Annotated in this window: 13 protein-coding genes and 1 pseudogene; 6 read left to right on the top strand and 8 right to left on the bottom strand. The window is 60.8% G+C overall.

The features are described 5' to 3' along the window. The first annotated feature begins 364 nt into the window (after positions 1 to 364). The 3 genes from DIE15_RS33635 (at position 365) to DIE15_RS33615 (ending at position 2,835) form a co-directional block, all read left to right on the top strand. The gene (locus DIE15_RS33635; RefSeq protein WP_057927305.1) at positions 365 to 664 is read left to right on the top strand and encodes an H-NS histone family protein; all 300 of its coding nucleotides are present in this window, start codon (positions 365 to 367) and stop codon (positions 662 to 664) included. Positions 665 to 1,609: 945 nt separating this feature from the next. Further along, on the top strand, positions 1,610 to 2,122 hold the full coding sequence (locus tag DIE15_RS33620; RefSeq protein WP_057927302.1) for a low affinity iron permease family protein: 513 nt from the start codon (positions 1,610 to 1,612) through the stop codon (positions 2,120 to 2,122). Positions 2,123 to 2,688: 566 nt separating this feature from the next. Then, positions 2,689 to 2,835: a DUF3096 domain-containing protein gene (locus DIE15_RS33615; RefSeq protein WP_082664756.1), complete on the top strand. Its 147-nt coding sequence runs from the start codon at positions 2,689 to 2,691 to the stop codon at positions 2,833 to 2,835. A 96-nt stretch (positions 2,836 to 2,931) separates the two neighbouring features. Here the strand turns inward: DIE15_RS33615 and DIE15_RS33610 are convergent, their stop codons facing one another. Next, positions 2,932 to 4,734 carry an alkaline phosphatase gene (locus DIE15_RS33610; protein WP_124835558.1) on the bottom strand — a complete coding sequence of 601 codons (1,803 nt, stop codon included), beginning with the start codon at positions 4,732 to 4,734 and terminating at the stop codon, positions 2,932 to 2,934. 395 nt (positions 4,735 to 5,129) lie between these two features. On the opposite strand from DIE15_RS33610, the gene DIE15_RS33605 reads away from it, so the two are divergent. Next, complete coding sequence (locus DIE15_RS33605; RefSeq protein ID WP_124835557.1) at positions 5,130 to 7,616, top strand: AsmA family protein; 2,487 nt, start codon at positions 5,130 to 5,132, stop codon at positions 7,614 to 7,616. Positions 7,617 to 7,830: 214 nt separating this feature from the next. On the opposite strand, the gene DIE15_RS33600 is transcribed toward DIE15_RS33605, so the two are convergent. Then, a complete protein-coding gene (locus DIE15_RS33600) occupies positions 7,831 to 8,907 on the bottom strand; it encodes a helix-turn-helix domain-containing protein (protein WP_124835556.1) in 1,077 nt (358 codons plus the stop codon). A 759-nt stretch (positions 8,908 to 9,666) separates the two neighbouring features. On the opposite strand from DIE15_RS33600, the gene DIE15_RS33595 reads away from it, so the two are divergent. Then, positions 9,667 to 10,563 carry a helix-turn-helix domain-containing protein gene (locus tag DIE15_RS33595; protein WP_311771998.1) on the top strand — a complete coding sequence of 299 codons (897 nt, stop codon included), beginning with the start codon at positions 9,667 to 9,669 and terminating at the stop codon, positions 10,561 to 10,563. On the opposite strand, the gene DIE15_RS33590 is transcribed toward DIE15_RS33595, so the two are convergent. Next, positions 10,556 to 12,475, bottom strand: coding sequence for an ATP-binding protein (locus DIE15_RS33590; RefSeq protein WP_124835555.1), 1,920 nt, complete (start codon positions 12,473 to 12,475; stop codon positions 10,556 to 10,558). The two genes, DIE15_RS33595 and DIE15_RS33590, sit on opposite strands and share 8 nt — an antisense overlap. Positions 12,476 to 13,102: 627 nt before the next feature. Then, positions 13,103 to 13,851: pseudogene (locus DIE15_RS33585) on the bottom strand (HipA domain-containing protein); the annotation flags it as partial. Between the two features lie 569 nt (positions 13,852 to 14,420). Here DIE15_RS33585 and rpoD point away from each other — a divergent pair. After that, positions 14,421 to 16,454 carry an RNA polymerase sigma factor RpoD gene (rpoD, locus tag DIE15_RS33580; RefSeq protein ID WP_260428416.1) on the top strand — a complete coding sequence of 678 codons (2,034 nt, stop codon included), beginning with the start codon at positions 14,421 to 14,423 and terminating at the stop codon, positions 16,452 to 16,454. Between the two features lie 382 nt (positions 16,455 to 16,836). Here rpoD and DIE15_RS33575 read toward each other — a convergent pair whose 3' ends face one another. The 4 genes from DIE15_RS33575 to DIE15_RS37265 form a co-directional block, all read right to left on the bottom strand. Continuing rightward, on the bottom strand, positions 16,837 to 18,207 hold the full coding sequence (locus DIE15_RS33575) for an MFS transporter (RefSeq protein ID WP_057927296.1): 1,371 nt from the start codon (positions 18,205 to 18,207) through the stop codon (positions 16,837 to 16,839). Between the two features lie 660 nt (positions 18,208 to 18,867). Further along, on the bottom strand, positions 18,868 to 19,182 hold the full coding sequence (locus DIE15_RS33570; RefSeq protein ID WP_057926895.1) for a hypothetical protein: 315 nt from the start codon (positions 19,180 to 19,182) through the stop codon (positions 18,868 to 18,870). Positions 19,183 to 19,724: 542 nt separating this feature from the next. Further along, positions 19,725 to 19,964, bottom strand: coding sequence for a hypothetical protein (locus tag DIE15_RS33565; RefSeq protein WP_124835554.1), 240 nt, complete (start codon positions 19,962 to 19,964; stop codon positions 19,725 to 19,727). Further along, positions 19,951 to 26,205: a neuraminidase-like domain-containing protein gene (locus DIE15_RS37265; RefSeq protein WP_221624186.1), complete on the bottom strand. Its 6,255-nt coding sequence runs from the start codon at positions 26,203 to 26,205 to the stop codon at positions 19,951 to 19,953. The genes DIE15_RS33565 and DIE15_RS37265 overlap by 14 nt, the downstream gene beginning before the upstream one ends. Positions 26,206 to 26,248: the final 43 nt, after the last annotated feature.

Genomic DNA, 26,248 nt, shown 5'->3' with positions numbered 1-26,248 from the left:
CAATTGCCGTGGTTTCAGCTCGACAACGCAAAGGACGCGGCGGTCCAAACCGCTTCCAGCATGCGATAAAACACTTGGATTATGAAGTTTTAACTTTGACCAGGTGCGACATGACAACTTTGCTCTTATGATTATGTAAATCCGATTAAAGCATATTGTCGACATCGGCTGATGAAGCTGTGAACAGCACGCCCTCGATATAGAGATCAAATCACGGTGCGCCACCGTCGGCACGCACGGAGATAACACTATCGATTATCATCGCTCTCGCTACCATAATGTTGATGGTGGAGTCGACGATCTTTCGACCCGACCAAGGGGCTTTTCGTCTACTTGCCAATTTTCAAGGAATCCTTTCATATCCATGGCTACCTACCTCGAACTTAAAGCGCAGGCAGAAGCGCTGGCGCAGCAAGCGGAAGAAGCGCGGCTCGCCGAACTGGAAAGCATCATCACGACGATGCGTGAACAGATTGCCGAATATGGCATCACGCCCGATCAGCTTTTTGGGCGACGCCGTCCCGGTCCATCCGGCACCGTCGCTGCGCCGGTCGCACCGAAGTATCGCGATCCGAAAACGGGTGCAACGTGGAGCGGGCGTGGCAGGGCGCCGCAATGGATCGCAGGCGCGAAGAACCGCAATCGGTTTTTGATCGAGCAGTGAAGGGAGCAGATCGTTGAGTTCGACGCCTTCAACGCTACCCGATGGGAAGTACCGGGCGACGTGTCGTGAGCGCACGGTCTTTGCTGCCCGCGCGATGGGGCACGGCGACGTATTTCCGGACGCCGAGATGATCGTGGAGGATGGATGGGCCACCTTCACCCGTAGTGGCGTTGAAGTGTGGAATTGCAGTGCGCGCTACGCCGCAGCGCACTTCGATGTTCAGTCCGCCTAGGAAGAGCCGCAGATGAGCGAGCTTGTTCAGATTGCACCGGGGGTTGTTTTCTCAACCGATGTGCTTGGCGCCGAGTGGGCGCGAAAGAATCGGCAGGACGACGGGAATGTGGCGCCAAGCGGGAATGCTCGGTCCGCAGCCCGGCCGGGCCGGCCTGACAATGAGGGCGACCAGACAGGCGCTGCAAGCATGCCGGGCCAATTGTCGTTGTTGTAGAAGGCCGTGAATGACGGACGTCCTGAGACTGTGGGCCTTCGCGTTGTCACCAACATTCCCTCCCGAGCCGGTACCGACGCCTGCACCTGCTTCGTCCGCGAGTGCGTGGCGGGACTGACCAAACGTCAGTTGCTGGTGCGTACGCGCGCGGTTGGACGCAGGCGTGCTCGCCGTCGTGCCGAGGCTTGCCGGGCTGCCTGCCGGCCGCGCGTTTGGCCGGGCTCGTCGGCACGTTCGGCGAAGTGGGGCTGCTGCATCCAGTGAACACCGTAACCGTTCCCGATTCGTCGCCGCGGGCGTCGCCGCGCAGCGCGACGAGGCCGCGCTGATGAAACGCTGGCAGAAGGCGCGCACTGCATGACGCCGTGAGCGGGCGCCGCCGGGCACGCGGCATGCTCGCTCGTACGCGGCGCCCGCATACGGGACCGAACCCCGTGCCGCAACTGGCGGCCGGACTGCGCGCGCGCCGGGATCGACACGTGTTTCCTGGAGGCGTCATGCACGAATCGAACGATCGACCTCGAGTCAGAGCGGACCGGGACGACCGAACCGTCGCCTATCCGCGCGCGAACACGGCGCGGCACCCCGTTACCCGCCTCTTCGAGCGCTTCGCGTCGCACGTGACAGTGTGGGCCGGCTCGCCGGTCGCATTCGGCAGTGCAGTGGCCATCACCGTGCTGTGGCTCGTCACCGGGCCGGTTTTCCACTATTCCGACGCGTGGCAACTCGTGATCAATACCGGAACGACGATCATCACGTTCCTGATGGTATTCCTGCTGCAACGCAACCAGAATCGCGACAGCGTAGCGCTGCATCTGAAACTGGACGAACTCGTGGCCGTCACGCACGCGGCGAGCGACCGGCTGATCGGGATCGAGGACGCATCGGAAGAAGAATTGCGCGCGATGGCGCAGACCTACCTCGAAATGGCGAAGCGGGTGGCCGCGCGGGAAGACGAACCGGGTGACGATCGTGAGCGCGCGCCCGTCGACAATCCGCCCGACGCGTGACGGGTGTGCCGGAGCGGGCGCACGCCAACGCCGCTGCGCGACCGGCACGAGGACGCGCGGACGATTTTTCAACTGCTTGTCATTTCTGTCGCGGCGTCGCTTCGTGAGAGGTAGCCATGCGACGTCTGCGGGTGGCGCGCCGCTGGTCGCCGAGCGCGTGCATGACGCGCTCGCGCATTCACGTCGTGCCCGGCGTGCCCGGCCGCACGCGCTAACCCGGGCACGGAAATCGCTCCGATACGCAGCGAACGCTGCACCGACAAACGTCCGTGGTTCAGGTCGCCTGCGTCGGTAAAGATCTCCCGTACATGCGGGGAATCGCGTGCAGCGTTGAAAGAGCGCGGCGGCTACGAAGAACAAGTTCATGCGGTACGGTCCGCGGCCGCCGGTAGAGTGTTTGCCTGGTGCTCCGAGATCGTCGGCATGCTTCGGCTCAAGCGCATGTCCCGGCGGGTAACTGGATGTCAATTGGCAGCGAACGTGCTTTTAAGCGACGTTGTTTCCGGTGTTTCGGGAGAGGCGCTCCACTCAGCGATTTCGCGATCTATTGTCAAGGGAGCAACGCCATGCACGTATTTTCGAATTTGAGCCCGTTGGTCTCGCTGATCGCTGGAATTCTTATTCTGGTGGTGCCGCGCTTGCTGAATTACATCGTTGCGATCTACCTGATCGTCATAGGATTGCTCGGGCTTTTCAGCGGACATATCCACTGACGAGCGGCCTGGAGCGGCGCTGTGCATGACTGGCAGGGGCCCGCACTTGAATGTGCGGGAAGGCACGATACAACGAACCCACGCGCGCATCGGAGTCTAGATGGGTTCGACGCGTACCTCGACTGAGCCGTTGGGCACGGTCAATCGCGTGCGGCCAAGCAGTGCGTCCGCGGGCGCGGCTCCGTCCAGGTCCAATGGCTTCACTTTGTTGAACGTGACGGAAAAATGTTCCGGCGTGACGGTGGCCGACGCATAACCCTGCGCGTCGTGGTCGGCGTGGCACAGATCGGGGTTGTTCGCCATCAGGAAGTTGTCGAGTTTGGCGGGGGTGGCCGCGATCGACGCTAGCGGTGTACCGTTCCATGCGACTTTCAGGTACGAATAGAAGGATGCGCTGCTGATGCCGGCGCAGACGAAATCGACGAGCACGGGTACCCCCGTCGAGGGATCGGGATCGTCCCGCACGACGCCGCACTGAAATGCATGCAGATCCCCGGTGATCGCGACGACGTTATGGATCCCGTGCTCCCTCAAGTAAGCGAGCAGTTCGTGCTTGTGTGCGGGATAGCCGTCCCAGGCGTCGCAATCGACCACGAGGCGGGCCGCCGGTGTCTTGGGCGCGCCCGGCATCAGGAGCCACAGCCGGTTCAACATCACCTCGTTGCCCCACACCTTCCAGGTTGCCGGCGAGCCCTTCATCGTGGCTTTCCACCATTGTGTCTGTTCCGGACCCAGCATCGACGGCGGGCGACCAAGCTGCTTGGTATCGCGCGCCTCGTCACGTTGCAGCACGTCCTGCTTGACGAAGTAGCGCGAGCCGGCTGCATCGTCCCCATGCACCGGGTCGTGCCCGCGCGTGCGCGCGACGGCTGCCTCGCTCACGACATGGTCGTCGCGATACAGCCGCTCGTCCGTCATCACCAGGTGCATCAGCATGCCGAAACGAAAATCGCGGTAGATGCGAATGTTCGTGTACGACGGATTGTCCGGCTCGAAGCGCACATCGCTCCAATCCACCGGCATGTACTCCGCCCACGCGCGACTGGCGCTGTGCCGCCGGCGGGTTTCCTGCCGCTCCTCGTTGGTGTAGACCTGATGATCCTGCCAGCAGTCGTCGGAAAATTCGTGGTCGTCCCAGATCGCGATCATCGGCACGCGCTGGTGCAGCGTCTGGAGGCGCGGATCGGCACGATAGGTGCGGTAGAGCGTCCGGTAGTCTTCGAGCGTGTCGGCATACGCGCGGCCGTCCGCGAGCAGCTTGCCGTCGGGCAAGCGCAGCGGAGGATGCGCCGGCTCGGCACGGTCGGGGGGAGAGGTCCCGACCGTTTCATAGATGTAGTCGCCCACGTGCACGACGAAATCGAGATCGCGTTCTGCGGCCAGCAACGTCATCGCTTGCCAGTGGTTGACGCTCCAGTCCTGGCAGGTGAGCCACGCGAAGCGAACCCGTTCGTTGGCCTCGTTTGCCTCTGGCGCCGTGCGCGCGACACCCGTCATGCTGACGTCGTCGCCGGCGACGAACCTGTAGTGGTAGGTGGTCTTCGGCGAGAGCGCCGTCACCTTCGCGCGCACGGTGAAGTCGTAGGTGGACAGCGCCCTCAGCGGGACGCTGGCGACGAGCGTCGAGAAATCCGGCAGCGTCGATACTTCGAGTCGTAGCGGTACCGCGCGCGCGACGCCTTTTGCTGGGTGCCGGGCGTCCCGAGATACCGGCACGCATCGCGTCCAGAACACGATGGAGCGATCGCGCGGATCACCGCTTGCGACACCTTGCGGGAATCGATAGAGATTCTTGCGCACGGCACTGACCGGCAGGACCGTCGGGGGAGCGTCGAGCGTGGCGGTGGCAGCCGCAATGGTAAAAAAGGCCGACGACTTGAGGAAATGGCGACGATCCATTGATTCTCCCGATCGACATACCGTGGATGCGGGAAGCACCGCAGCAAGCGTCCGCTTCTCTCGCGCAACGAGCGTGCCACCGCCAGACAGCGCGAGCAGATGGAGCAGTCGTTCGGGACATTACTGCGAAGATTCACTCCTGAAAAGTCGTGAGAACCCCATTTCGAATTCACGCACGCTGCCTGGCGGAGCCCTCCTTATCCGCAATCCCTCGAAATTCCTGCGCGTATGGCGGATGGTCCGGCAATCGGATCGCGCGGCATCTTTCCACTGCTCGCGCACGCTCTCGGCAGGCCGAACGCGATTACGTGTCGATATCATCGGACATGCCCATTTGAAGCGCATTCAGGAACACGAATTGCCCGATACCGATCAGCAAACTCGGGGAGTGAGCAATGCATATCGGCCACACCGTCGGCAAGGCGGCCGCGTGGCTTTCCGTTATCGTCACTCTGGCGCTTGCGGCGCTGATCATCTTCATTGTGACGTTCGACTGGAATCGAGCCCGGCCTTGGGTCGATGACAAGGTGTCGGACGCGATCGGACGGCCGTTCGCCATCAACGGCGATCTGCGTGTCGGGTGGCGTCGGCCCATGAGCGAGCAGGGCTGGCGCGCATGGGTGCCATGGCCACGATTCAGCGCACACCATGTCACGATCTCCAATCCCGATTGGGCGCGCACGAAGTATTTCGTCACGCTGGACGCGATCAGCTTCGAAGTCGAGGCTCTACCGCTGATGGCACGCCACATCGTGATTCCGGCAATCGATCTGGTCAATCCAACCGTCGACCTCGAACGCCTCAGGGACGGGCGAGACAACTGGACGTTCAAGCTCAGGAAGCTCGCGCATCGGGGCCAATGGACGCTCGACTTGCATGAGATCGCGTTTGCCCGAGGCAATCTCGGCTACTACGACCAGCAAAAGCAATTTGATCTGAGCGCCGTGATCGACACGCTTGGCCAGCCGATCCCGTTCGGTGCGGTGGTGAAGCAGCAGGAGGCGTTGGCGCACCGCGAATCGGCACAGGCTGTCGGGCCGGCAGGTCAAAAGAAGCTTGCGGCCCAGGCGCACGCCGGTTCGGCGCAACCGACGGTTCCTGCGTCGGGTGCCGAGGCGGCGTCCCGCGCATCGGCAGCGGCTTCGCAAGCGTTGGCCGCTGCTTCGCATGCCGAAGCAACGAAATCCGGCACTACAATAGCCCCGCCTGTATCAGGCCCACCGGCGGCGTCGAACGCACCCGCAGCTACCGCATCGGGCACAACGGCCTCGGCGACAACGAGCGCGTCGGCCGGCGCAGCGGCCGCGGCATCTGCCAGCGTCGGCCCTTACATGATTGGCTGGACCGTCAAGGGAACCTACAAGAAGGGGGATGTCGTCGGCACTGGCAAGATCGGCAATTTGCTGGAGGTGCAGGGCACGCAACGCCCGTTTCCGGTTCAGGCCGATGTGCGCTTTGGCCATACGCACCTGGCGCTCGTTGGCACGCTGACTGATCCGTCTCACCTGGCTGCGGTTGATCTTCGACTGTGGCTCGCGGGCACCAGCATGGCCCAACTGTATGAAGTCACGGGCATCACATTACCCGAAACCTCTCCTTATGCGACCGACGGCCGGCTGGTCGGCCAGTTCCGGGCGTCCGGCGACGTCTTCAAGTACGAGGACTTCACGGGACGCGTCGGTGGCAGCGATCTCAACGGCACGTTGGTGTACGTTTCGCGCGAACCGAGGCCGCTCCTGTCCGGTACGCTGGTGTCAAAACTGCTGCAGTTCTCCGACCTTGCGCCACTCATCGGCGCCGACACGAATGCCAGCAAGGCGCGGCGGGGCGCCGCCGTCGCGCAGCCCGCGAACAAGGCGTTGCCGGTCGAGGCATTTCGCACCGACCGCTGGAAGAAGATCGACGCCGACGTTCGATTTACCGGGCGGCGCATCGTCAAGACCTCGAGTTTGCCGATCACCGACCTGTCGACCCACGTCGTCATGCATGACGGTGTGCTGACGCTCAACCCGCTGAACTTTGGTGTCGCGGGTGGCACGCTTGCTTCGAACATCCACCTGGACGGCAGCGGCATGCCGCTCAAGGGGCGGTTCTCGCTGCAGGCGCGACATCTGAAACTCAAGCAACTGTTCCCGACATTCTCGGTGATGCAAACAGCGCTCGGCGAGGTCAACGGCGATGCCGCGTTATCGGCCACCGGCAATTCGCCGGCGGCACTCGCAGCGACTTCCAACGGGGAAGTGAAGACATTGGTCACCGACGGCACGGTGAGTCTCCTGCTAATGGAAGCCGCCGGGCTGAACGTGGCAAACGTGGTGTACGAGAAATTGTTCGGCACACGTGACGTAAAGATCAACTGCGGAGTGGCCGACTTCGTGGCCACCAATGGCGTGCTCGACTCGCGCGTGTTCGCGCTCGACACCGATGACGCGGTGATCGGAATGGACGGTAACGTGAACCTGCGGGACGAGACCATGAATCTGACGATCCATCCGCATACCAAGGGATTCCGGGTGATATCGCTACGCTCGCCATTGTATGTCACCGGATCCTTCAAGCAACCGCACGTCGGGGTCAAGGCCGGGGCACTGATCGCGCGTGGCGGGGCGGCGATCGGGCTGGGCTTGCTGAATCCGCTCGCGAGTCTGCTCGCGTTGCTGCAGCCGGGCCGCAATCGCCCGTTGCCGTGCCAGCAGATGCTGGCCAGCATGGAGCAGCGCCCGACGGCGCCGCCGCCGGGCGTTCGACAGAAGACGAAGGCTGCGCCGGCGTATATGAACAAGCTGTCGGTTGATTCTGCAGCTTCGGCAGCTTCCGCGCCGACTGGTGCTGAGCACAAGCACCCGGAGCGAGCGAACCAGGCCTCTTCTCATGATCGCTAACGCTGTTTTGTACAAGGGGCGATCCGTGCTTTCATTCGGCATCCCCCGATTCTTCGTTACTTTCGAAGAAAGTATGGCGTCGCTTGGTGATTCAGAAAATCCGTTGCCACCTTGAGGCGTGTTCATGAGTGTGCCGGAACACATGTGTATGACACGGCCCCATGATGTCGAGGCCCCGATCGCAGCCCGCGATCCAACCGGTTCACCACTGCCCCTATGTGAAGCGCTCCCGTTTTGTACTTCCGCGCTGGAGCAACGGTGCGTACTCGTGCAATTCTCGTGGCGCGATGTCGAAGGCGCGACGAAATGCGCGCGTAAAGCTCGACGCATCATTGAAACCCAACCCCGAGGCTACGTCCTGCACCTCCATATGCGGAAAGCGCACCAGCTCATCGGCCGCCATTCTCAGCCTGCGGTTGCGGATATAGGCGGCCAGGCCACCTTCATGCTCAAATATGCGATATACGCTGGCGCGTGAGAGATGGAGCGACGCCAGCACGCTGTCAGGCGATAAATTCGGATCATGCAGATTTGTCTCTACATGCCGCCGTACTTGCCCACAAATAGCAGCGCGTACCGCCGCGCGAGCGTTACCGGCAAGGCCCGCTTGACGGCTGAAAGCTGCAACGATCAGCTCTACAGCGGTGAGAAAGGACTGATGCGCCTCCTTCTTGCTCAGGCCGACGATTTCTCTCCTGAGCGCCACCACATGCTCGATCAGTATGCGCGTGAGAGGGGTGGTGGCGTGAATCCAGCGGCCATGCAGGGAGGCTGCATCAGGGAATGATCTTTCCACCAAAGCGCGCGGTATAAAAAGGAGAAGTATCCGACCTTGAAAACTCCGGATTGTGCACGGCTGATCCATGTCCAGCGCGAGGATACTTGGAAATTGCGGCACGTCGGACCGTGGTTTGCCGCCCAGGAACTCGGCCGGCGGCCCTTCAAGGAATATGCTGAACGTGATGTCGCGAACGCTCTCGGTCGAAACCCGACCCAATGATCGCACGGCCAGGTTCGGCCCCGTGCGAAAGTCGAAGATGCTCAGATTGTCGATTGTGTAACGGGACAGCGATGCATCGAACGTCTCCTCAGCTTGCTTTGACGAAGGCCAAATGTCGTAGACAGGACTCATGCGCTCCTGCCAGGCCAGGAAGCTTCGACGGGCGTCGCCTTGAACGCTGAAATTGCTGTGCGCGATGCCAGGCGCGAGGGTCGGCGGCTCCGGCGGCAACAACAAGCGGCCTAGCGGTATCGCAGTGTGTAGCGGGTCGTCGTTCAATGCAGCGCTCATTGCTGATTTTCATCCGGTTTTGATCCGTCCCGCGCGGCCGAACTTTGTATTGAGCCAATGGCCCGCTCAGAACGCGCTAGTGTGGCATGTCAAGCATACAGTACGTACTTTGCCGTAGCGCACCGAGGACGGCTTCAGCCAACTCGATCGTTTCAGTACCTGGACACTCCACGCGCTCTCGAACAGGTCGACTCGTGACAGCAATCGTTTGCGAATTGCGGTTCCACCTCATGCGCCATGCCGGGCCGAATCGCTCGTTTTGCCGACAATTCGACGAGGCCCTGCTCGGCTGAAAGTGCGGATCGCACTGTGTCTGGCTGACCGCCCATTCCGCCTGGAACGGCACGACTTTCAAGATTTCAATTCAGCGTGCGTATCCGTGCCGATGATCGATGCATTTATGCCGAAGTAAGCCATACATCGATCGGGACGTCTTTATGCACAAATTTTCGAACACGCGTGATGTTCCGCATTTTTGAGACGGAGTGTCAAGCCGCCCCGACCGTTCCTCCTAGAATTCTCGGGGCCGTCCGTACATGGGTGTTTGCCCGTTTCAGGCGGCCACGGGCTGCTCCATTCTGCCACTTGATCGTTGCCGAGGGTCGCCCGGATAGCTTGCGTCAACGGGTCCGAGTTGCAGAACCCGGAGCGGGCCTCTGCCGGTCAACGACATCCTTGGGAATAACCGTGGAATTAGAGCACGCCATACTGCCCTGCTCGCGGAAGCCCGCTGCGCGGGCACCGACGCGAGTTGACATTGTGCTATCCAATGGATTTGCGCTGCACGATGTCGCGGCGATCATCGAGATTTTTCATCAGGCAAGTGCGCTGACTGCATCTTGTCCTTCCGGCGAGGCGCGCTACGAGGTAGCGTTGGTCTCCGCCGCTGGCGGCCGCATTGCCACCTCTTCATTGGTCTTCGTCTGGACGGAAAGGATCGATTCGCGGCGGCGCGTGGACGGCAAGCACATCGTGTTCATCGCCGGCGGAGCAGCCGCACATCTGGCTTGTCGGGACAAGCGGCTGATCGATTGGCTGCGCCTCAACCATCCGTATTGCGAAGGCGTTTATCCGATCGCTGAAGGAAAGCATCTTCTGGATGCGGCGGGTCTTTCGAGCAGATTTCGTGCGGCCAACGAATCTCCAAACATATACGCTACCGGGTCGCCGAGCGACGAGCCTGACGCCGTGCGCATGGCGTTGCGAGTTGTCGAAAACGACTTGGGTGAAGTCCTCCCGAGGCATGTGTCCGGATCTCTGGCGGCACCGGCGCCTACACCGTTCGGTTTGCCCATTGCGGTGAGCATGGCGCCACACGTGAGCGAGCAGATCACGGCATCCGCGCGTTGGCTGGAGGCGAACGTCGACAGGCCTGTCTTGATCGACGACGCGGCACAAGTCGCAGCCATGAGCGAGCGCAATTTCCTGAGAAGGTTCAAGAGCGAGATCGGCATGACGCCATCCGACTATCTGCAGCGCGCGCGCCTGAACATGAGTTGCAAGATGCTGGTGGAGTCGAGTTTGCCTGTCGACAAGGTCGCGCGTCGCTGTGGCATCGACAGTGGCGCGCAACTGGCGAGGCTGTTCCGGAAATACCTGTCGACAACGCCGACCGAATACCGCGCGCGTAACGAAGCGACCACTAGCATCACGTGAGCGACGTTTTTGGCAACGTCAAAATGAATGTACAGCCTTTACCCGGGTGAGTGTGCAACTCGATGCTGCCGCCATATCGCTTGGCAATCGTCTTCACAAAAGCCAGCCCGAGGCCCGCGCCCGGCGGGCAACGAGAAGGCCCGGCCTGAAAGCGTTGAAATGGTTCGAACAGGCGTTGCTGAGCGTCGGCAGAAATGCCGGGGCCGTGGTCGGAAACCGAGATGGCATAGCCGTGTTCAACGCAGGACAGACGTACGGTTACCGTGGCGTTCGTCGGACTGAATTTGATCGCATTGTTGACGAGATTGACAACCGCACGTACCAGCAGGAAGGGTTCCACATGCGCGACGCAGACCTCGTCCCCGATGTCCGCGTCGAGCCGGACGCTTCGCGTCTGGGCCAGTGCCCACAATTCGTCTATCGCATCGAGCACCACGCTGCCGACATCCGTTTCCACCAGGGACCAGGTCGGCGCCTCGGCGCGTGCCAGCAGAACGAAGTCGTCGGCCAACGCCAGCGTTCGGTGCGCATACGTGGCAATACGATCGAGCAGGTTCCGTGTGGCGGTGTGTGGTTCGGCGGTTCGATGAAGCTCGATCAACGCAAGAATCGACGATTGAGGCGAACGCATGTCGTGGGAAACGAAGTGCAGCCATGCCTCTCGGCGACGCTCCGCCACACGAATCTCCGTTACGTCGAGCACGAACCCGATGGTTCGTTTGGTGATTCCCTTTTCATTCTGCGGATAGACCGTGGACTGAATCCACCGGATTTCACCATTGGGCTGAACGATGCGATACTCGAACCGATAGTCTTTGCCGGATGAAATGAACTCTTTCGCGGTCTGTGTGACTTGAACGACCTTGTCGACGTCGTCCTGGTGAATAAAGGGGCGAAACTGGTCAATCGAGGTAATCGGATTGTCCGGAGCACGCCCCATGATTCGATACCAGTTCTCGTCGCATTGCAGTGTGTCCGACGCGATGTCGTAGTCCCAGATTCCCAGTCCTCCGACACGAGTCGCGATGGCGAGCCTCTCCTCGTTACGCCGAAGTAGATCGAGCGCGAGGCGCTCGCGCGTGACGTCTCTCGAAACACATAGAATGGCGGTTGTCTTTCCGTCGGCGTCCAATATTGGCGTCAGCATATTGTCCCAATATTGAATGTCGCGTCCCGGGAGCTCGCTTCGCCCGGAAAATCTGCCGAATACGCCGCTCCTGGCGGAATCCAGCGCGATATTTCCCTCGTGCCAGACGTCTTCGGGTAACAACGGCAGCCACGGCATACCGAATCCAGAGTCTTCATCGACGCCTAATGCCAGGCATCCGGAGCGATTCATATGCAGCAAATTTCCTGTTGGCGAAATCAGTTTGATGCAATCTATGCTGACATTAAGCATGTCTGATTGTATCGATGCGCGATTCTTCAGTTCGCCTTCCTTGACCTTCAGGTCATGGATGTTCGTACACGTGCAAAGCCACCCGGCGCCAACACGATGAAGATTGACGATGAACCATTGGTTGATGCCGCGGGAACCCACCAGTCGGCACTCCAGCGCTGTATGGTCCGAGTCCGGGTGTGCCGCCCGAAGTGTCGATAGAGCAGTGTATCGGTGCTCTGCGTGGATCAACTCTACCCATTGGACTCGATGCATGGTTCCGACCGGGTGATCCGCGTACGCAAGCCATGCGTCGTTGATGCTCACGACTTCCCCGTTCCCGTCGAAATAGCATGCGGGCGTCTGAAGAGCATCAATCAGGCTGATGATCTCAAGCCCGTCCGGGCTAGTGGGGCTATTTTTGTCTGATGAAACAACCGAAGCTCCCGTTTTCGAACCGCCAGGAGCCGCAAGATCCGGGTCGACTGTATTGCATGCGCGGCCTTTTTCATTTTTAAAGCGAAATCCATTCATTTCAATTACATCCCATGCGCCGTCGACAGGCTTCGAGAATGTCAGATATAAAGCAAGGCATCAATGCATGGAATGCACTATGGACTGCATAGTAATAATGCATATTGTATTTTTCATGTCGGTGCCGGGTGAGGATGCGGAGATCGTGATGCTGGGGAGATTGAGTTATAAAGTTCGCATAATGGCGATTCGGGGCGTGTAATTAACTGTGGATGATATTGAATACGATGTGCGGGCGAACATCTACAAGAATGCTCGCCTCACTGTCGAGCGTCGACTGGAGAGGGTTCGGGAGATCGGGGCATTCGGTTCGGGTGTGCCACGGGTGGGGGATCTCGGGATGACGGCACTGACCGTTCGGCATCGTTCTCTCAGGTGCGCTCGACCAGGATTCGGCCGGAGGGTATCGGAGCGACGACAAGCACGTTACGCTACCGCACGTGCCGAAGGGCGCGGAATGTGGGCTGTCGTCCCCTGAAATGCCACGTGCCGATGCGTTTCGCGATGTTCGGCGACGGTCTCGTCGGAAACAGCTAGAGCAGAAAAATTTCAATTCATTGGGATTCCGTGTATATCAGAGTGAATCGCAACACAGTATTGCGATTCTAAAACAAAATAAATCAAACATTATTGCATCATCGGAAAATCCCCCGCGCTGATGCACCGTGGAATGCGCCGTACCTCGCCCGCATCCTTCTCGAGGCGCGCGCTGACCGGCATTGCCGCGATCGAATTCAGCCGCCGCATCTCCCCGGCGTCCGGGGGCGCGATTGTCCTCACTTCATCGAGCGTCTGCGCGACGTGGCGATCGAGCAGCTCGAGAAAGCGCTGCAGCTTGCTCGCGGCCGCCTTTTCCCTGAGTCCGAGCGCCTGGCCGAACGCGACCAGCGCAGCCACATCGATATCGACAAACCGCGTCGCGGTGCCGAGCGGCATCGTCAGTTCGCAGTGCGGCCAGTGATCGCCGCGATGGTCGGGCCGGTGCGTTGGCGTGTGATACACAACCGTGCTGACGATGTCGTAGAACGGCGCGAGCCGGTAGCCGCGCGCGTCGACGAAGAACGACAGGTTCTTCAGGTGCGCGTCGGCGTTGCCGACCACCACGTTGAACACGGTCCAGCGGAACACCGACAAGCGCGCCAGCGCGCGCGTACTGGTGCGCTCGATCGCGCGGGCGAGCTCCTGCGCGTTCGCCCGCTGGTACTTGAAGCCGCGGTCGTAGTTGAGCAGCTGCATCGCGTCGATCGTATGCACGCGCCCGGCCGGCGCCGACGCGACGTCGCGGTCGAACCGGTCGATCACGTAGCATGCCGACGGCGCGCGCAGGAAATGCACGTCGGGCACGTCGAGCGCCATCTTCTCGCGAGTTTCATGGGGTAATCGTCCGAACGCTGGCGGTGACAGCCCCCAGCGCCACACCCGAAAGGCTCCGCAACGGTACATCGTTCGACCCACAACGGGAATCGTGCAACTCATTGATAGATAAGAGCCTTCTCGGCCAAAGCGCTATTTTTTGCACGATTCGGACGATTACGCCCTTCGGGAGTCGTTCTTTGCGCTCTAGCGCAATGCGACCCCCGGGGTGGGCGGCATGACGGGCGGTACTACGAGGCAGAGTCGGGCCCATGCTGCCCGCCATCCGCGGACAAATGGCGTGCTTGCCGCTCTCCGCGATACACCTCCTGCGAGGCAATCAGCAAGCTCTTGATTTATATGTGCATTGTTATGGAGCCGACTGCTACCCCCCATGACGCAGCTAGCGCGGGCTACACCGGTAAAGTCTATGGAAATCCACGGAACCCCGTGTTGTGCTGCACAAGATATTCCGGTATCATTCACGCCCCCACAAGCTGCGCATACGGATTTCGCGCGAGGCGTCCCGGCCTCGACTACCTGTGCGTACACGATTCCGTTCGCATCCCGGCAGGCAACCCATTCTGGCGTCATGCTCGCGACGATCGTCGGCTCATCTGTCGAGGAGCATGTATTGGCAATTCCTGATCGGAACGATTCCACATCCCCTGAAATCACAGCTACGGCAAAAGCCGGCCGCCGTGTGTCGAAGGGAAAGGCCCAGGCCCAGGCCCTGACACCGACGGACACCGCGTCCCTGGCACGCCAGAATGAGGAGCGCCAGCACCAGATGCGCGCGTTGATCGCGCTCGGTCGCGAGCGCGGCTATCTCACCCACGCGGACATCAACGATCACCTGCCCGACAACTTTGCCCAAACGGCGGCGATGGACACGATCGTCAGCACGTTCAGCGACATGGGCGTTGCCGTGTACGAACAAGCGCCGGATGCCGAAGCGCTGCTGCTCACCGACGCTGCGCCGGCCGTGGCATCCGACGATCAGGCGGACGAGGAGGCGGAAGCTGCGTTATCGACCGTCGATTCCGAATTCGGCCGCACCACGGATCCGGTTCGGATGTACATGCGTGAGATGGGGGCCAGCGAACTGCTGACCCGCGCCGGTGAAATCGAGGTCGCGAAACGGATCGAAGATGGTCTGCAGGACATGATTCAAGCGATTGCCGCGTGTCCGTCGATCGTGTCCACGATTCTTGCCGATGTCGACCGCATCGTTGCCGGCGAACTGCGCATCGACGAACTGGTCGATGGCATCAGTGTCGACGCCGATGAAAGCGAAATGACGCCGGAGTCCCAGGAAGAGGAGGTGGAAGCACTCGCCGCCGACGATGATTCGGACGAAGACGACGTCGAAACGGACGCCGGGGATTCGGAGAAGGTGAACGCGGCACGCCTCGAAGAACTCACGAACGACAGTCTCGTGATTTTCGCGCGAGTGCGTGCACTGTTCGAACAGTTGCCGGATGTGTCTGTCACTGGCGATGCCCGTTCCGCAGCGGCTGTGCAAGTGCGCATGGCGATCCAGCGTGAACTCGCGCCGATCCGCTTTACGGCCAAGACCATCGACCGCCTGTGCGCCATCGTGCATGGGCAAGTGACTGAGGTTCGCGCGATCGAGCGCAGCATCCTGTCGATTGCTGTCGACCGTTGCGGCATGCCGCGCGACGCGTTTGTCGAATCGTTCCCGGGCCACGAGACCGATCTTGAATGGACGAACCGCACGGCGGCGACCTCGCAGCAGTTTGGCGCGGCGCTCGAGCGACATCAGCCGGCGATTCAGGCGGCGCAGCAGAAACTCGTCGACATCGAATCGCGAGTCTCGTTGCCGCTCCAGCAGCTCAAGCAGATCAACCGCAAGATGAGTGCCGCGGAACTGAAGATGCGGCAGGCCAAGCGCGAGATGATCGAGGCGAACCTTCGTCTTGTCATTTCAATCGCCAAGAAATACGTGAACCGCGGCATGCAGTTCCTGGATTTGATCCAGGAGGGCAATATCGGCCTGATGAAGGCCGTGGACAAGTTCGAATACCGGCGCGGCTGGAAGTTCTCGACCTACGCGACCTGGTGGGTCCGGCAGGCTGTCACGCGTGCGCTCGCCGACCAAGCGCGGACCATTCGCGTGCCGGTCCACATGATCGAGACGATCAACAAGCTGAACCGGATATCGCGCGAAATCTTGCAACAGACTGGGCAGGAAGCGCATCCCGCAGTGCTGGCAAAGCGCATGGAGATGTCCGAGGAGAAGGTGCTCGGTATCCTCAAGATCGCCAAGCAACCTGTCTCGCTCGAAACTCCGGTGGGTGACGATGCCGATGCAACGCTCGGCGACATGATCGAGGATGTCTCGGCGAGTTCACCGGCTGAGGCGGCGATTCACGCGAACATGCGCGCGGCGATCGACGAGGCACTCAACGGGTTGTCGCCGCGCGAGGCCAAGGTTTTGCGGATGCGATTCGGGCTCGACACAAACTCCGATCACACGCTTGAAGAGGTCGGCAAGCAGTTCGACGTGACTCGCGAGCGGATCCGTCAGATTGAGAGCAAGGCGATGCGCAAGCTGATGCATCCCAGCCGTGCGGACAAGCTCAGGCCCTTTCTCGAGCGTTGAGGCAAGCCGGGCGTGGTATCCCTTCGACGCCCGGCTCCAGACTTGCAGCGATCACGCGTCGGCCTGATCGTTGTCCTGTCACAAGCGGCTGTCTGGTTTTCAATCGTTCTCCCGCACACAACTGGAATCGACATCAGCGGCCCGATGGCCGCGGCAATTTCGCCGCCCGTGGCCATCGACCGTATCGCGGAGCCGGTGCCGTGCGCGGCCCGGATCGTATTGAGCGTCGATGCGCTGACCCGCTAGCGCGGGCCGTAGACGGCCACGCATGATGGCCCGCCAAAGGAGCCCCGATGCTCCCGCAAGCAACGTCCGTCTCGCGCCCGGGACGTTATGGGATCGCGGCTGCGGTCGTCATCGCCTGCCTGAGCTGGCGAATTCGTCAAGTCACCGGCGGCGCGTGCCCATGATCCCCCAAACCCCGAGCGTCGTCGTATTCCCGCGAAATATCCTTGTTCGTATAGTCCCCGAGCTTCGATGCGGCGACCACGCTCAGCACCGCACACACCAGCACGTACGCCGCGATCGCATACCCCGAGTGGTAGTACGCGAAGAGTGCCGTTGCGATCAGTGGCGCCGGGCCACCGGCAATGACCGAAGCGAGCTGATAACCCATCGACGCGCCGCTATACCGCAACCGCCCTGTGAATGACTCGGCAATCAATGCAGCTTGCGGTCCATACATCATCGAATGCGGGACCAGCGACAACACGATGGCCGCGAAGATCCATACCGGATTCCGGCTATCGACCATCGCGAAGTAGACGAATCCGAACACGCCGGCGGCAGCCGCACCGATCATGTACATCTTCCGCCGCCCGATCAGATCCGACACGTGCCCGAATAGCGGAATGGTGAAGAACTCGACCACCGATGCGAACAGCACCGCCGCCAGCAGCAGTTCGCGCGTGACGCCCAGCGCCGTGATCCCGTAAGTGAACACGAACGCCGTATAGATATAGAACGGCGCCTGTTCGGCCATCCGCGCAAACGCCGACAGCACGATATCCTTCGGCTGCTTGCGCAGCACTTCGAGCATCGGCGTCTTCTCGATCCGACGCTCGGCCAGCAGCTTCGCGAAGATCGGCGTCTCGAGAATATTCAGGCGGATATAGAGCCCGATCGCAACCAGCACGATGCTGAGGAAAAACGGCACGCGCCAGCCCCACGTGAGGAAAGCGCTGCCGGAAAACCAGCTCATGGCGAGCACGGCAAGGTTGGCGAGGAACAATCCCGCAGGCACGCCGAACTGCGGCCACGACGCGACGAAACCGCGATGCGTATTGGTGCGCGCCCACTCCATCGACATCAGGACCGAGCCGCCCCATTCGCCACCCACGCCGACGCCCTGGATGAAGCGCAGTACCGTGAGGATAACGGCGCCCCAGATGCCGATCGCGGCGTAGGTCGGAACGAAGGCCACGGCGAACGTGGCGAGCCCCATCAGCAACAGGGTCACGATCAGTGTGGCCTTGCGTCCGATGCGGTCGCCGTAATGGCCGAAGATCGCCGCGCCGACCGGCCGTGCGACAAAGCCGACGGCATAGATCAGGAACGCTTGCAGCGTGCCGACGAGTGGGTGGGATTGCGGGAAATACAGCTTTGCGAAGACCAGGCCGGTGACCGTGCTGTAGAGGAAGAAGTCATACCATTCGATCGTGGTGCCAATCGTGCTGGCGATGACGGCGCGGTGCAACTGGCGCCGGGCTTCCTCGTCGGAGAGGGGCGTGGCCGCGGATTGCATGGCAGCCATTTTGATATCTCCCGGAAAAGGGCGATAGAGAAATCAACCTTACGCCTCGCGACAGGTTCCGGCAAGCGCGAGCTGCGAATGGCTTCCACGGCGTCCGGGTCTTTCAGTCAGCGATCCTTATGTATCATAATATGATATTTGATTGCTATTCGCCGCGGAAGCGATGAGGTTGGCGTGATGTTCGAACCGAACCACGCATATGGCGAACTGGACTATCGCGGAACGTCCGATGACCGCACCTGACGCCGTTCCGGCTCGCACTGTGCGCCCGTCAGTGCACGAGGTCGGACTCGCCAATCTGCATGCGCAACACGACGTGCGATCTGCTCGCTACGCCGATTGCAGCTTCCACGACCTTCGGACGATCCAGCTCCCGCTTGCTCATGATGATCGTTCCAGGATGGCCCATGGTGCGCTCAGGCGGCCCAAGTCGCCGCCAGCATGCGCTCAAACCATAGGACTACGGCATAATTTCAACTTTGCTCTTGCAACGAAAAAGCGATCATCGGCAGGATGTAATCTTTCTTGTCACAATGGTGTGACTGCGATACCAAGCTCAGATCGGCAGATTGCGTTGTCGCGTTGAGCAGTTGAGCAGTGCAGTCGACCGCCGTCCGCCTCGTGCAGGTGAGGGTGGCTACCTTACGTTCCGACCACCTTTTACGCGTCTTTCAGCCAGGGCATTTCCACGGGTGACACGACCAGTTGCCGGAATTCGCGTTTCAGATCGAAGATGAATCCGACCAGAATCATCGACTCGGCGTAAGGAATCGGAAAGACATGCGGATTTTCCGGAGTGCGCAGGGGACGCTCGGGCGTGTCCGCTGCCGCCGCGGCGTTCTCGCGAACGCTTTCCAGTTCGTCGGCCATGGCCGGGTCACCGACTTTCAGCACGCGGCTACGCAGGTCGCTAAAGGGCTCGATGCGCGCAGCGTCTTCGTGATATTCGGGCACTTCATAAACGAACCAGGACATTTTTGTCTCCCATGAGAAGGGGCGCTATTCTAACGCTGCTACGGAACGTGAGTTGGAATAGGCACTGACTTCGCTCAATGCAGATCAGGCGATAAGTAGAGAACCCCGAATTGTTCCGCCAACTGCGCGAGCCGCCGATCGCGCGTCCAAAGCCAGGCTCGAGCGGCTTTCCCGCACACCAAGGCAGCTGCGGGGTGTCGTCAAGCTTGCCGCGCGACCACGGTAATTGTGCAACGGGCTGCTGCACAAATTCCGGCCGCGGAAAGCGGTTGCACCCAACGGCAAATTATCTCGACGCAGCCGGAAACCGGCATGCGCGGCTGCCGCGAAGCTAATTGCGACACCGACCCCATTTGATTGTTCATGATAATTATGTGAAATTAAGTCATGAATCTTTGTCCAATCGGGCTGGCCACAGCCGATCGAAAACTTCATCGGTACGCGCGATACAACGCGAATGGGTAAGGCGACAGCTCACAGGCCGATCGGACGCTCGGTTGTTTCGACCGATTGCGGCGTACAGGAGCGGTATGACGCGAGTCTCACGCCGGCCGCTCGAGCACGGCCACGAACCCGGTTCCCTGCGCAAACAATACTTGCTTCAGCGTCAAATCTGGATGTTCGTCAATCAACTGATTGACCCGGTCCTCAAGCGCCACCAACGTCGCGCCCGTGACAAATTGGTACTTCCCTTTCTTCTGGCGGTCCGTTTCGGCGGCGTCGTGGGCGGGGTGCTCTACCTTCCCCTCTCGGATTTTCACAGTCGGCTTACGCGCAGTCATGGCAGCCTCCCTCATGAACGTCGAAAGACGAACTCGGCCGCACGGTCTCGCAACAACGTTCGATGACTTCGTAACGGCACAGCACGAAAACCCGCTCCAGCCCGCAAATTCGATCGGCAAAGTTTAACGTCATCGTATGGCCCGGATTGCGGTTGTCCAGCGGAGCGATACGAATCTCCCCGCTGCCGTGGTACAGCCCCGGCCAATCGACGCTGCTCTTGCATTCGATTTCGAGCTCGTCCGGCGAACATTCGCTGTCTGGGTGGTCGACGGTCACTTCGACGAGGTGGCTGCCGCGCTTCACCTCATGCGCGCAGGGGCACTCGTTGATGCACGGACATTCCTGCTCGCAGCAATGACTGCTGTCGAAGAGCAAGGCGACCTTGGTGACTTTGATCGACGGATCGCCTGGCAGATACGGAAACAGCCTCCTCGAGATAGGCAGCGTCATGACGCCTCCCGGATGCTCCTCGGCAACTCTGCTCCTCCGCACGCCGTCCTGCATCGCGCTGCGCGAGCGACGCAACTGCTCCCACACATCGGGAAAGTCGCGATGCACGTCCAGATAGATCCATCCATTGCCGGGCAGCCTCTCCCGCATGGCCGCGCGAGCCGCATCGCGCAATGCCGTGCCGCCCTCGCGTGACGTATAGTTCAGGTGCAGTATCGTGTCGGCTACCGTATCGAGATCGAAGTAGTTGCTTTCTTGCGGCAGTTCGATGCGCCAGTAGCTGACGGCGCCGGCATATTCGAATGGCAAATGCCGATCGTCATGGAAATTCAATTCGAACAACCCCGCATCGTTGCGGCCACTCGACGTCGCAATCGCCTCGCGCGCACCATACAGCTTCGCGCCACGTGGATCGCAGCATCCCGCCTCGTAATGCTCGTGCAACGGATGACGGCAACCGCAGGCGCCCTTCGGCTTGTCATTGCAGCAATGCGTCACGGGGCAGGGTAGACACGGGTCGATACGCGTCCAGCTATGCAGGAGCGTCAGCTTGCAATGCACGCCCGTATAGGGTCCGGTTACACACGGTATCGTCACGCTGACACTTTTGAGGCGCCGCATATACTGCCCCGGATAGTCCATATCGAACATCCACTCGGGTATTTCGATTTCGCAGGAGCCGGTCAGTCTGAGTTGCAAGAGCTGCAATGGAAAATGCAACGCGAGCGACACGTGCTTGGTGAGCTCGTACTCGCGCTGATGGCATTGCAGATATTCCTTTTCCATCCGGTCGAGCGCGAGTTGCAGTTTGTCTCCCGCGAGCAAGCCTTCGTGCAGGCCGTTCCAGCTTTCGCACGGTAGGTAATTGCGGTCGGTAAAACCGAGCTCGAAATTGAACGCCCGCTGTGCCTGCCGCACGACATGCTGCGCCAGCTCATACATTTGCCAGTACATGGCCATGCCTTCCTTCTGCAGGTATAGCCATAGCTCGTGACTCGTAAATTTGTCGCGCAAGAGGTTCAGTCTTTCGCGCGATTGCTCGAGCGACTGCTGGTGTAGATTCAATTCGAGCAAGGTTTCGTGGGCCTTTCTCTCCGCGGCGAGGATCTGGATTTCCATCTGTTCGATTTCCAGATCGAGGACCTCGACCTGATGCACCCACTCGTCAAGCCTGCGCTGCCAGCCTGCTTGCGTCAGATCGAGCTGCGCATTGAGGCCGGCGATCTCGCCGATCTCGTATGTAATGCGAGCGATCGTCTTGAACATGCCGGCGAGCTTGGTGCCGAGCGGAAGCCAGGTTTCTTCGCATGGGAAGCCGACGAAAAGGTCTGGAATCAGCTCCATTGCCTCCGCCACGGCCTCGATTTCGGTTGCCGTGCTGCGCAGCCCGATCTCGTTGTTCATATTGTCCTGATAGTCGAGCTCCCCATTGATCAAGCCGACATCGATCAGTCGCTTGGTGTACCGGCGGTTCGTCTCCTGCACTTCCTTGCCCTTGCGCAGCGCCTGCACCTGCCAGTCCGCCTCGCGCCATTGCTGCTGCCGGATATCGACCGTCATATCGGCCAGCTCTGTCTCGTGCCGCGCGTGCATCTGTGCTAAATACTCGCCGTCGCCGCGTTCGAATGCGCCCAGGAGTGCCGTGCCCATTTCGCGCAGACGACCCACGCATTCTCGTGCTTTCTGCATCAACACGGCGAAGCGATACTGCGTGAGCGGGTGACACCAGGCGCCGTCCTCGCAACAAACGGGTTCGTCGCACGGCCGGTGGGGAGCCGGATCGCAGCAGCATGGATCCTGTCCCCAGTACGGCGAACCGCACATGCCCGCCACATCCGGGTTGCGCAGCCGCTTGTCGCTCAGGCAACGATGCACGAGCGAAAGACCGTCCCGCACATGGCAATACAACTGCATCAGCCGCGGATTGAGCGGCGGGTTCAATGGCACGAACGTCGCCACGGTCCCCTTGTTTGGCCTTGACGGATTGCGCACGGTCGGTGGACAGGGGCCGAGAATGGCCGAAGCGGTGTCGAGAATCAGCCTGGCCTCTTGCGCCGACTCACGCAAATTCTTCCGCAGCAGCGCGCGCGCCCATTCGACGAGCGTTTCCGCATAAGCGAGCACGATCGCACGATCGCGCGCCGTCTGTGCCGAGATCTTCGTGCTGTCGCAGCACATGTCGAGTGGCGCACGTCCATGGCCGGGCACATCCACGCTGTCGGTCGAGGGCAAATGCGTCGCCGGCGGCTGCTCTGCCACCGCAACGTCGGCCGATCGCTCGGCCACGTCTACCGTTCCGAGGGTGCCGTCGCCCAGCCGGCTGTCCGTGCCGCAATGCACCCACATATTGTCGGATTGCAGCGGATTACGCACGAACTCGTACCACTTCAGTGCCGGTTCGAAATGACAACGGCAGCGCAGCACATCGGCAATTGCAATCGACGGGCTGAACATCGATTCGATGAAAAGCCGCTCGCCGGGCTCGACGAAAACAAAATAGGGATAGGCGGGCAATCCCGCGGGGTAGGGACTCGCGACGGGCGTCGGATCCTGCACGAGCGGCAGCGCCACGCACTTATCCACGGCCATGTCATAGCGGAAGCCCGGGGCGTCCGTGCCGTTGTAGCCGAGGGGCGTGGGCGCAATGCCTCCGGTTACAGCGAAAGTCAGCGAGTCGTCCAGCCTCCCGACATAGGTCAGGTCAGGCGTCGCGCCGGTAGACAGCTTGACCAGTTCACTGGAATGACGCGGCTGCTTGAATTCGCCGTTATGCACTCGGCACCACGCAAGCCGCACGGCCGATTCCGGTTTCCAGTCGAGAAGCGTCGGGATCTGCTGCGGGTCGTGCCAGTAATGGGAGATTTGTTCCGATGGGTCGTAATACTCGTCTTGGAACGGCTCCTCGAATGTCTGCGCCGGCACGAGCCAGAAATAGTATTCGTCGACGAGTGGCGGATGCACGCACCCACATTCGATGCAGCAACCTGGTTCGGAATGAAAGTCGCTCGGAACGAACGCCGCGGCGGCGGGCGGCACGCCACCTGCGGCAACGCGGATGAAGCGCACGCCAAGACGGATGGCCGCCTCGATCCAGAACGGCAGCTTGTCGGACGCGGCTGCCGGCGATGCGCTCGAGGCCGACGTCGCGACGACAACGCCTGCGGCACTTGTGTCTGCGACGCGAGCGATGGTGGGCGATGGTGGATTGTTCGGGCCTTGGGGTGTCCCTTGAGGCGCGCCAGAGTCAGGCGCGAGCCACGAGGGCCGGGCATCACGCTCGGGTGTCCCCAGCACGCCGAGCCCTTCCCTCGGCGGCGTCAGCAAGCGCAGTGCGGAAGGCGTGCACTGTTGCAGCAGCTCGACCGCCGGATGCGATGGCGGCAGCGACGCCGCCCAGTATTCGAGGCCGCCGGGCGCGGCCAACGTCAGCGTCGAGCGGCGCAATTGATCTTCGAGAAACTGGAACGCTTCGATTCTGCGCGCTTTTCTCAGCTCGTCCCACGCGATCCAATTCTCTCGGTAGAGCGTCCGGCAGCGGCAACGCTCCCAGACCTTATAGCTGGCAAAAATGTCCTTCCACAGGCTCACGAACGACGGTCCGATCGCCCAGTCCTCCAACCCCAGCCGTGCGCGCTGCACGAACGTCTGCACCGCCGTGATACCTTCTTCGATACGGCTGGCCCTTTCGCAGAAGCCGGCTTCGACGTCAATGAGGAGTAGGGCGCTCAACGCTTCAGGTGACTTCGCGTGACCACCCCACGGCAGCGGCACCCGATTCATTCCGCACAAATACGCGAGCAAATGCGCTCGTGCATGCTCGCGCAGGCAATCGTTGATCTTTCGCAGATCGTCGTAGCGGCGCAGATCGGGCTCGTCGGGCTCGATCATCGCATTTTCGAAAAGACGCACCAAATTGACATTGCCCGTTTGCGCTTCGCCAGGCACCAGAGCGCCAGGGTCGTCCGATGCCCATAAGTCCGGCCGCGCGAGACGAATGTCATTCGGCGGGCAACGTTCGACAAGTTCGTCGATCCAGTGGTTGGCATGCCAGACCCTGACAGCCCATCGATCGTCCTTCAGGTCGTTGCTGACGATCGTGTAGACGGGTGTCGTCTGCGTCGAGAAATACGACAGCACGCAGGGTGCGTGATCCAGGTCGACGTCGAGATGGCGCAGCAGTTGAGCGGGGTTGTCGGGCTGTTTCTCAGCCGCTTCTTCGAACAACAGCCAGACGGGTCTTGCACGCGCCCACGTCTTCTTTCCGCTCTCGTCTGCCCGTTCGTCCGTGGTCCAACACATTCGCGAGTAATCAAACATCCGCTCCCACCAATCGAACAGCGCCTGCTTGCGCTGGCTGCTCGGAAGGGTGCGTTGATCCTGGCTCGCCGCCGGTGGATGATAGTAGTCGAGGAGCGGCAGCAGGTTCATGTCGAAATTGGCGGCATGCCTGACAAAACCCGGATTGCGGTAATAGCTGACGCCTGCGAACAAGTCCGCATGCGCGAACATATAGCCTAGCTCGGACTGCCCGAACGGCTTCGTTGGATGGCCCGTGAGCGCGAAACGATGCGCGAACAGCAGCGCCTTGAACGCGCGTTGGTAAGTACGGCGTATGTCGCGCAGCGTGCTCGTGTATCTCAGGTACAAGTACTCGGCAACGCTGCTGCCTTTCGGAAAGCTCATTTTGCCGATGAGCTGCTCGTCCTTGCTCGCGCAAAACAGCTTGTCGAGCGGCAGCACCACGAGCTGCCCATGCGTATCGGCGCCCGAATACTTGACTTCGAACCCGGTATGCAACGGATGCACATCGTCTTCGCCAGAAAACTGCGGTTCGTTCTGGAAAAATTCGACTTCGATGTTGTATGCGCCCGACTTCAAATGCAGTGACGAATTGCTGTCGCCGGGTTCGTCGTTCCAATGATGTGACAGTACCGCCCACGTCTTCTGCCCGCGGCTCAAGGTGACTCGCCAGCGGCGTTCCGGAATGCATTCACGCTCGTCTTCGCCGTTCTCCTTGCCCGCGTTCCCGCGCGGTACGTCAGCGTCGAACTGGTAGCGGCCTTCCTCGTCGACCATCAGAACGCCATGCCACTTGATATGAAAGCCGGCAGCACCGCCAAGCTCGGTGCCGCGGCGGTTCTGAATCGCGAAACCGTTACGCACGCCGAAGAGCTTCAGTTGCTCGGGAGAAAAGTTCAAATCGAGAGCCGGCAGAATCGTAGGCAATGGCGTGTTCTTTTCGTTCTTCCCCGTATCGAACGCCCGTATGTTCGCACGGAGCTCGCGCCAGACGAGCTCACCGCCTTTGGTGTGAAACTCGCCCATCAATCCTGTGCCGACGAGTCCCAGCAGCGCCGCAAACGCCCCGCCAGACGGCAACGGCTTCCACATGACGTCGGGTATTGCGCCCGAATCGTTTTCCCACGAAGTCAAACCGCGGTTCTCGTCGCCGAAGAGGTGCCGCAGAATCAGCCATGCCGTTTGCGTTTCGTGCGGCGACGGCGCGTCAGTGCAGCCGCATGGCGAAGCGCTCGCGACAGCACCAACATGGCCGACCAAATGCGCGGCAATCACATGGCAGCGCTTGACCATCAGCGCAAACCGCTCGCGAAACCAATGCCAGCGTCTTTCTTCGTCATGCTCGGCAATCAAATGTTTTTCCGCAGCCGCGAAGTCGGGGAACAACATGGCAAACGGCGCGAGGTCGACGCGCGGCATCGCATACAGGTTCTGCACCGCGTGTTGCTCGTCCGGCGTCAGGTCACGGACGTGCACGAGTTTTTCGATCACGGCGTGATCGGTCAGCGGAAGCTGCGTATAGAGCTCGTTGGTC

It is taken from the genome of Burkholderia sp. Bp9031 (assembly GCF_003857965.1).
GTDB lineage: Bacteria > Pseudomonadota > Gammaproteobacteria > Burkholderiales > Burkholderiaceae > Burkholderia > Burkholderia ambifaria_A.
This window is presented reverse-complemented; position numbering and strand designations above follow the sequence as displayed.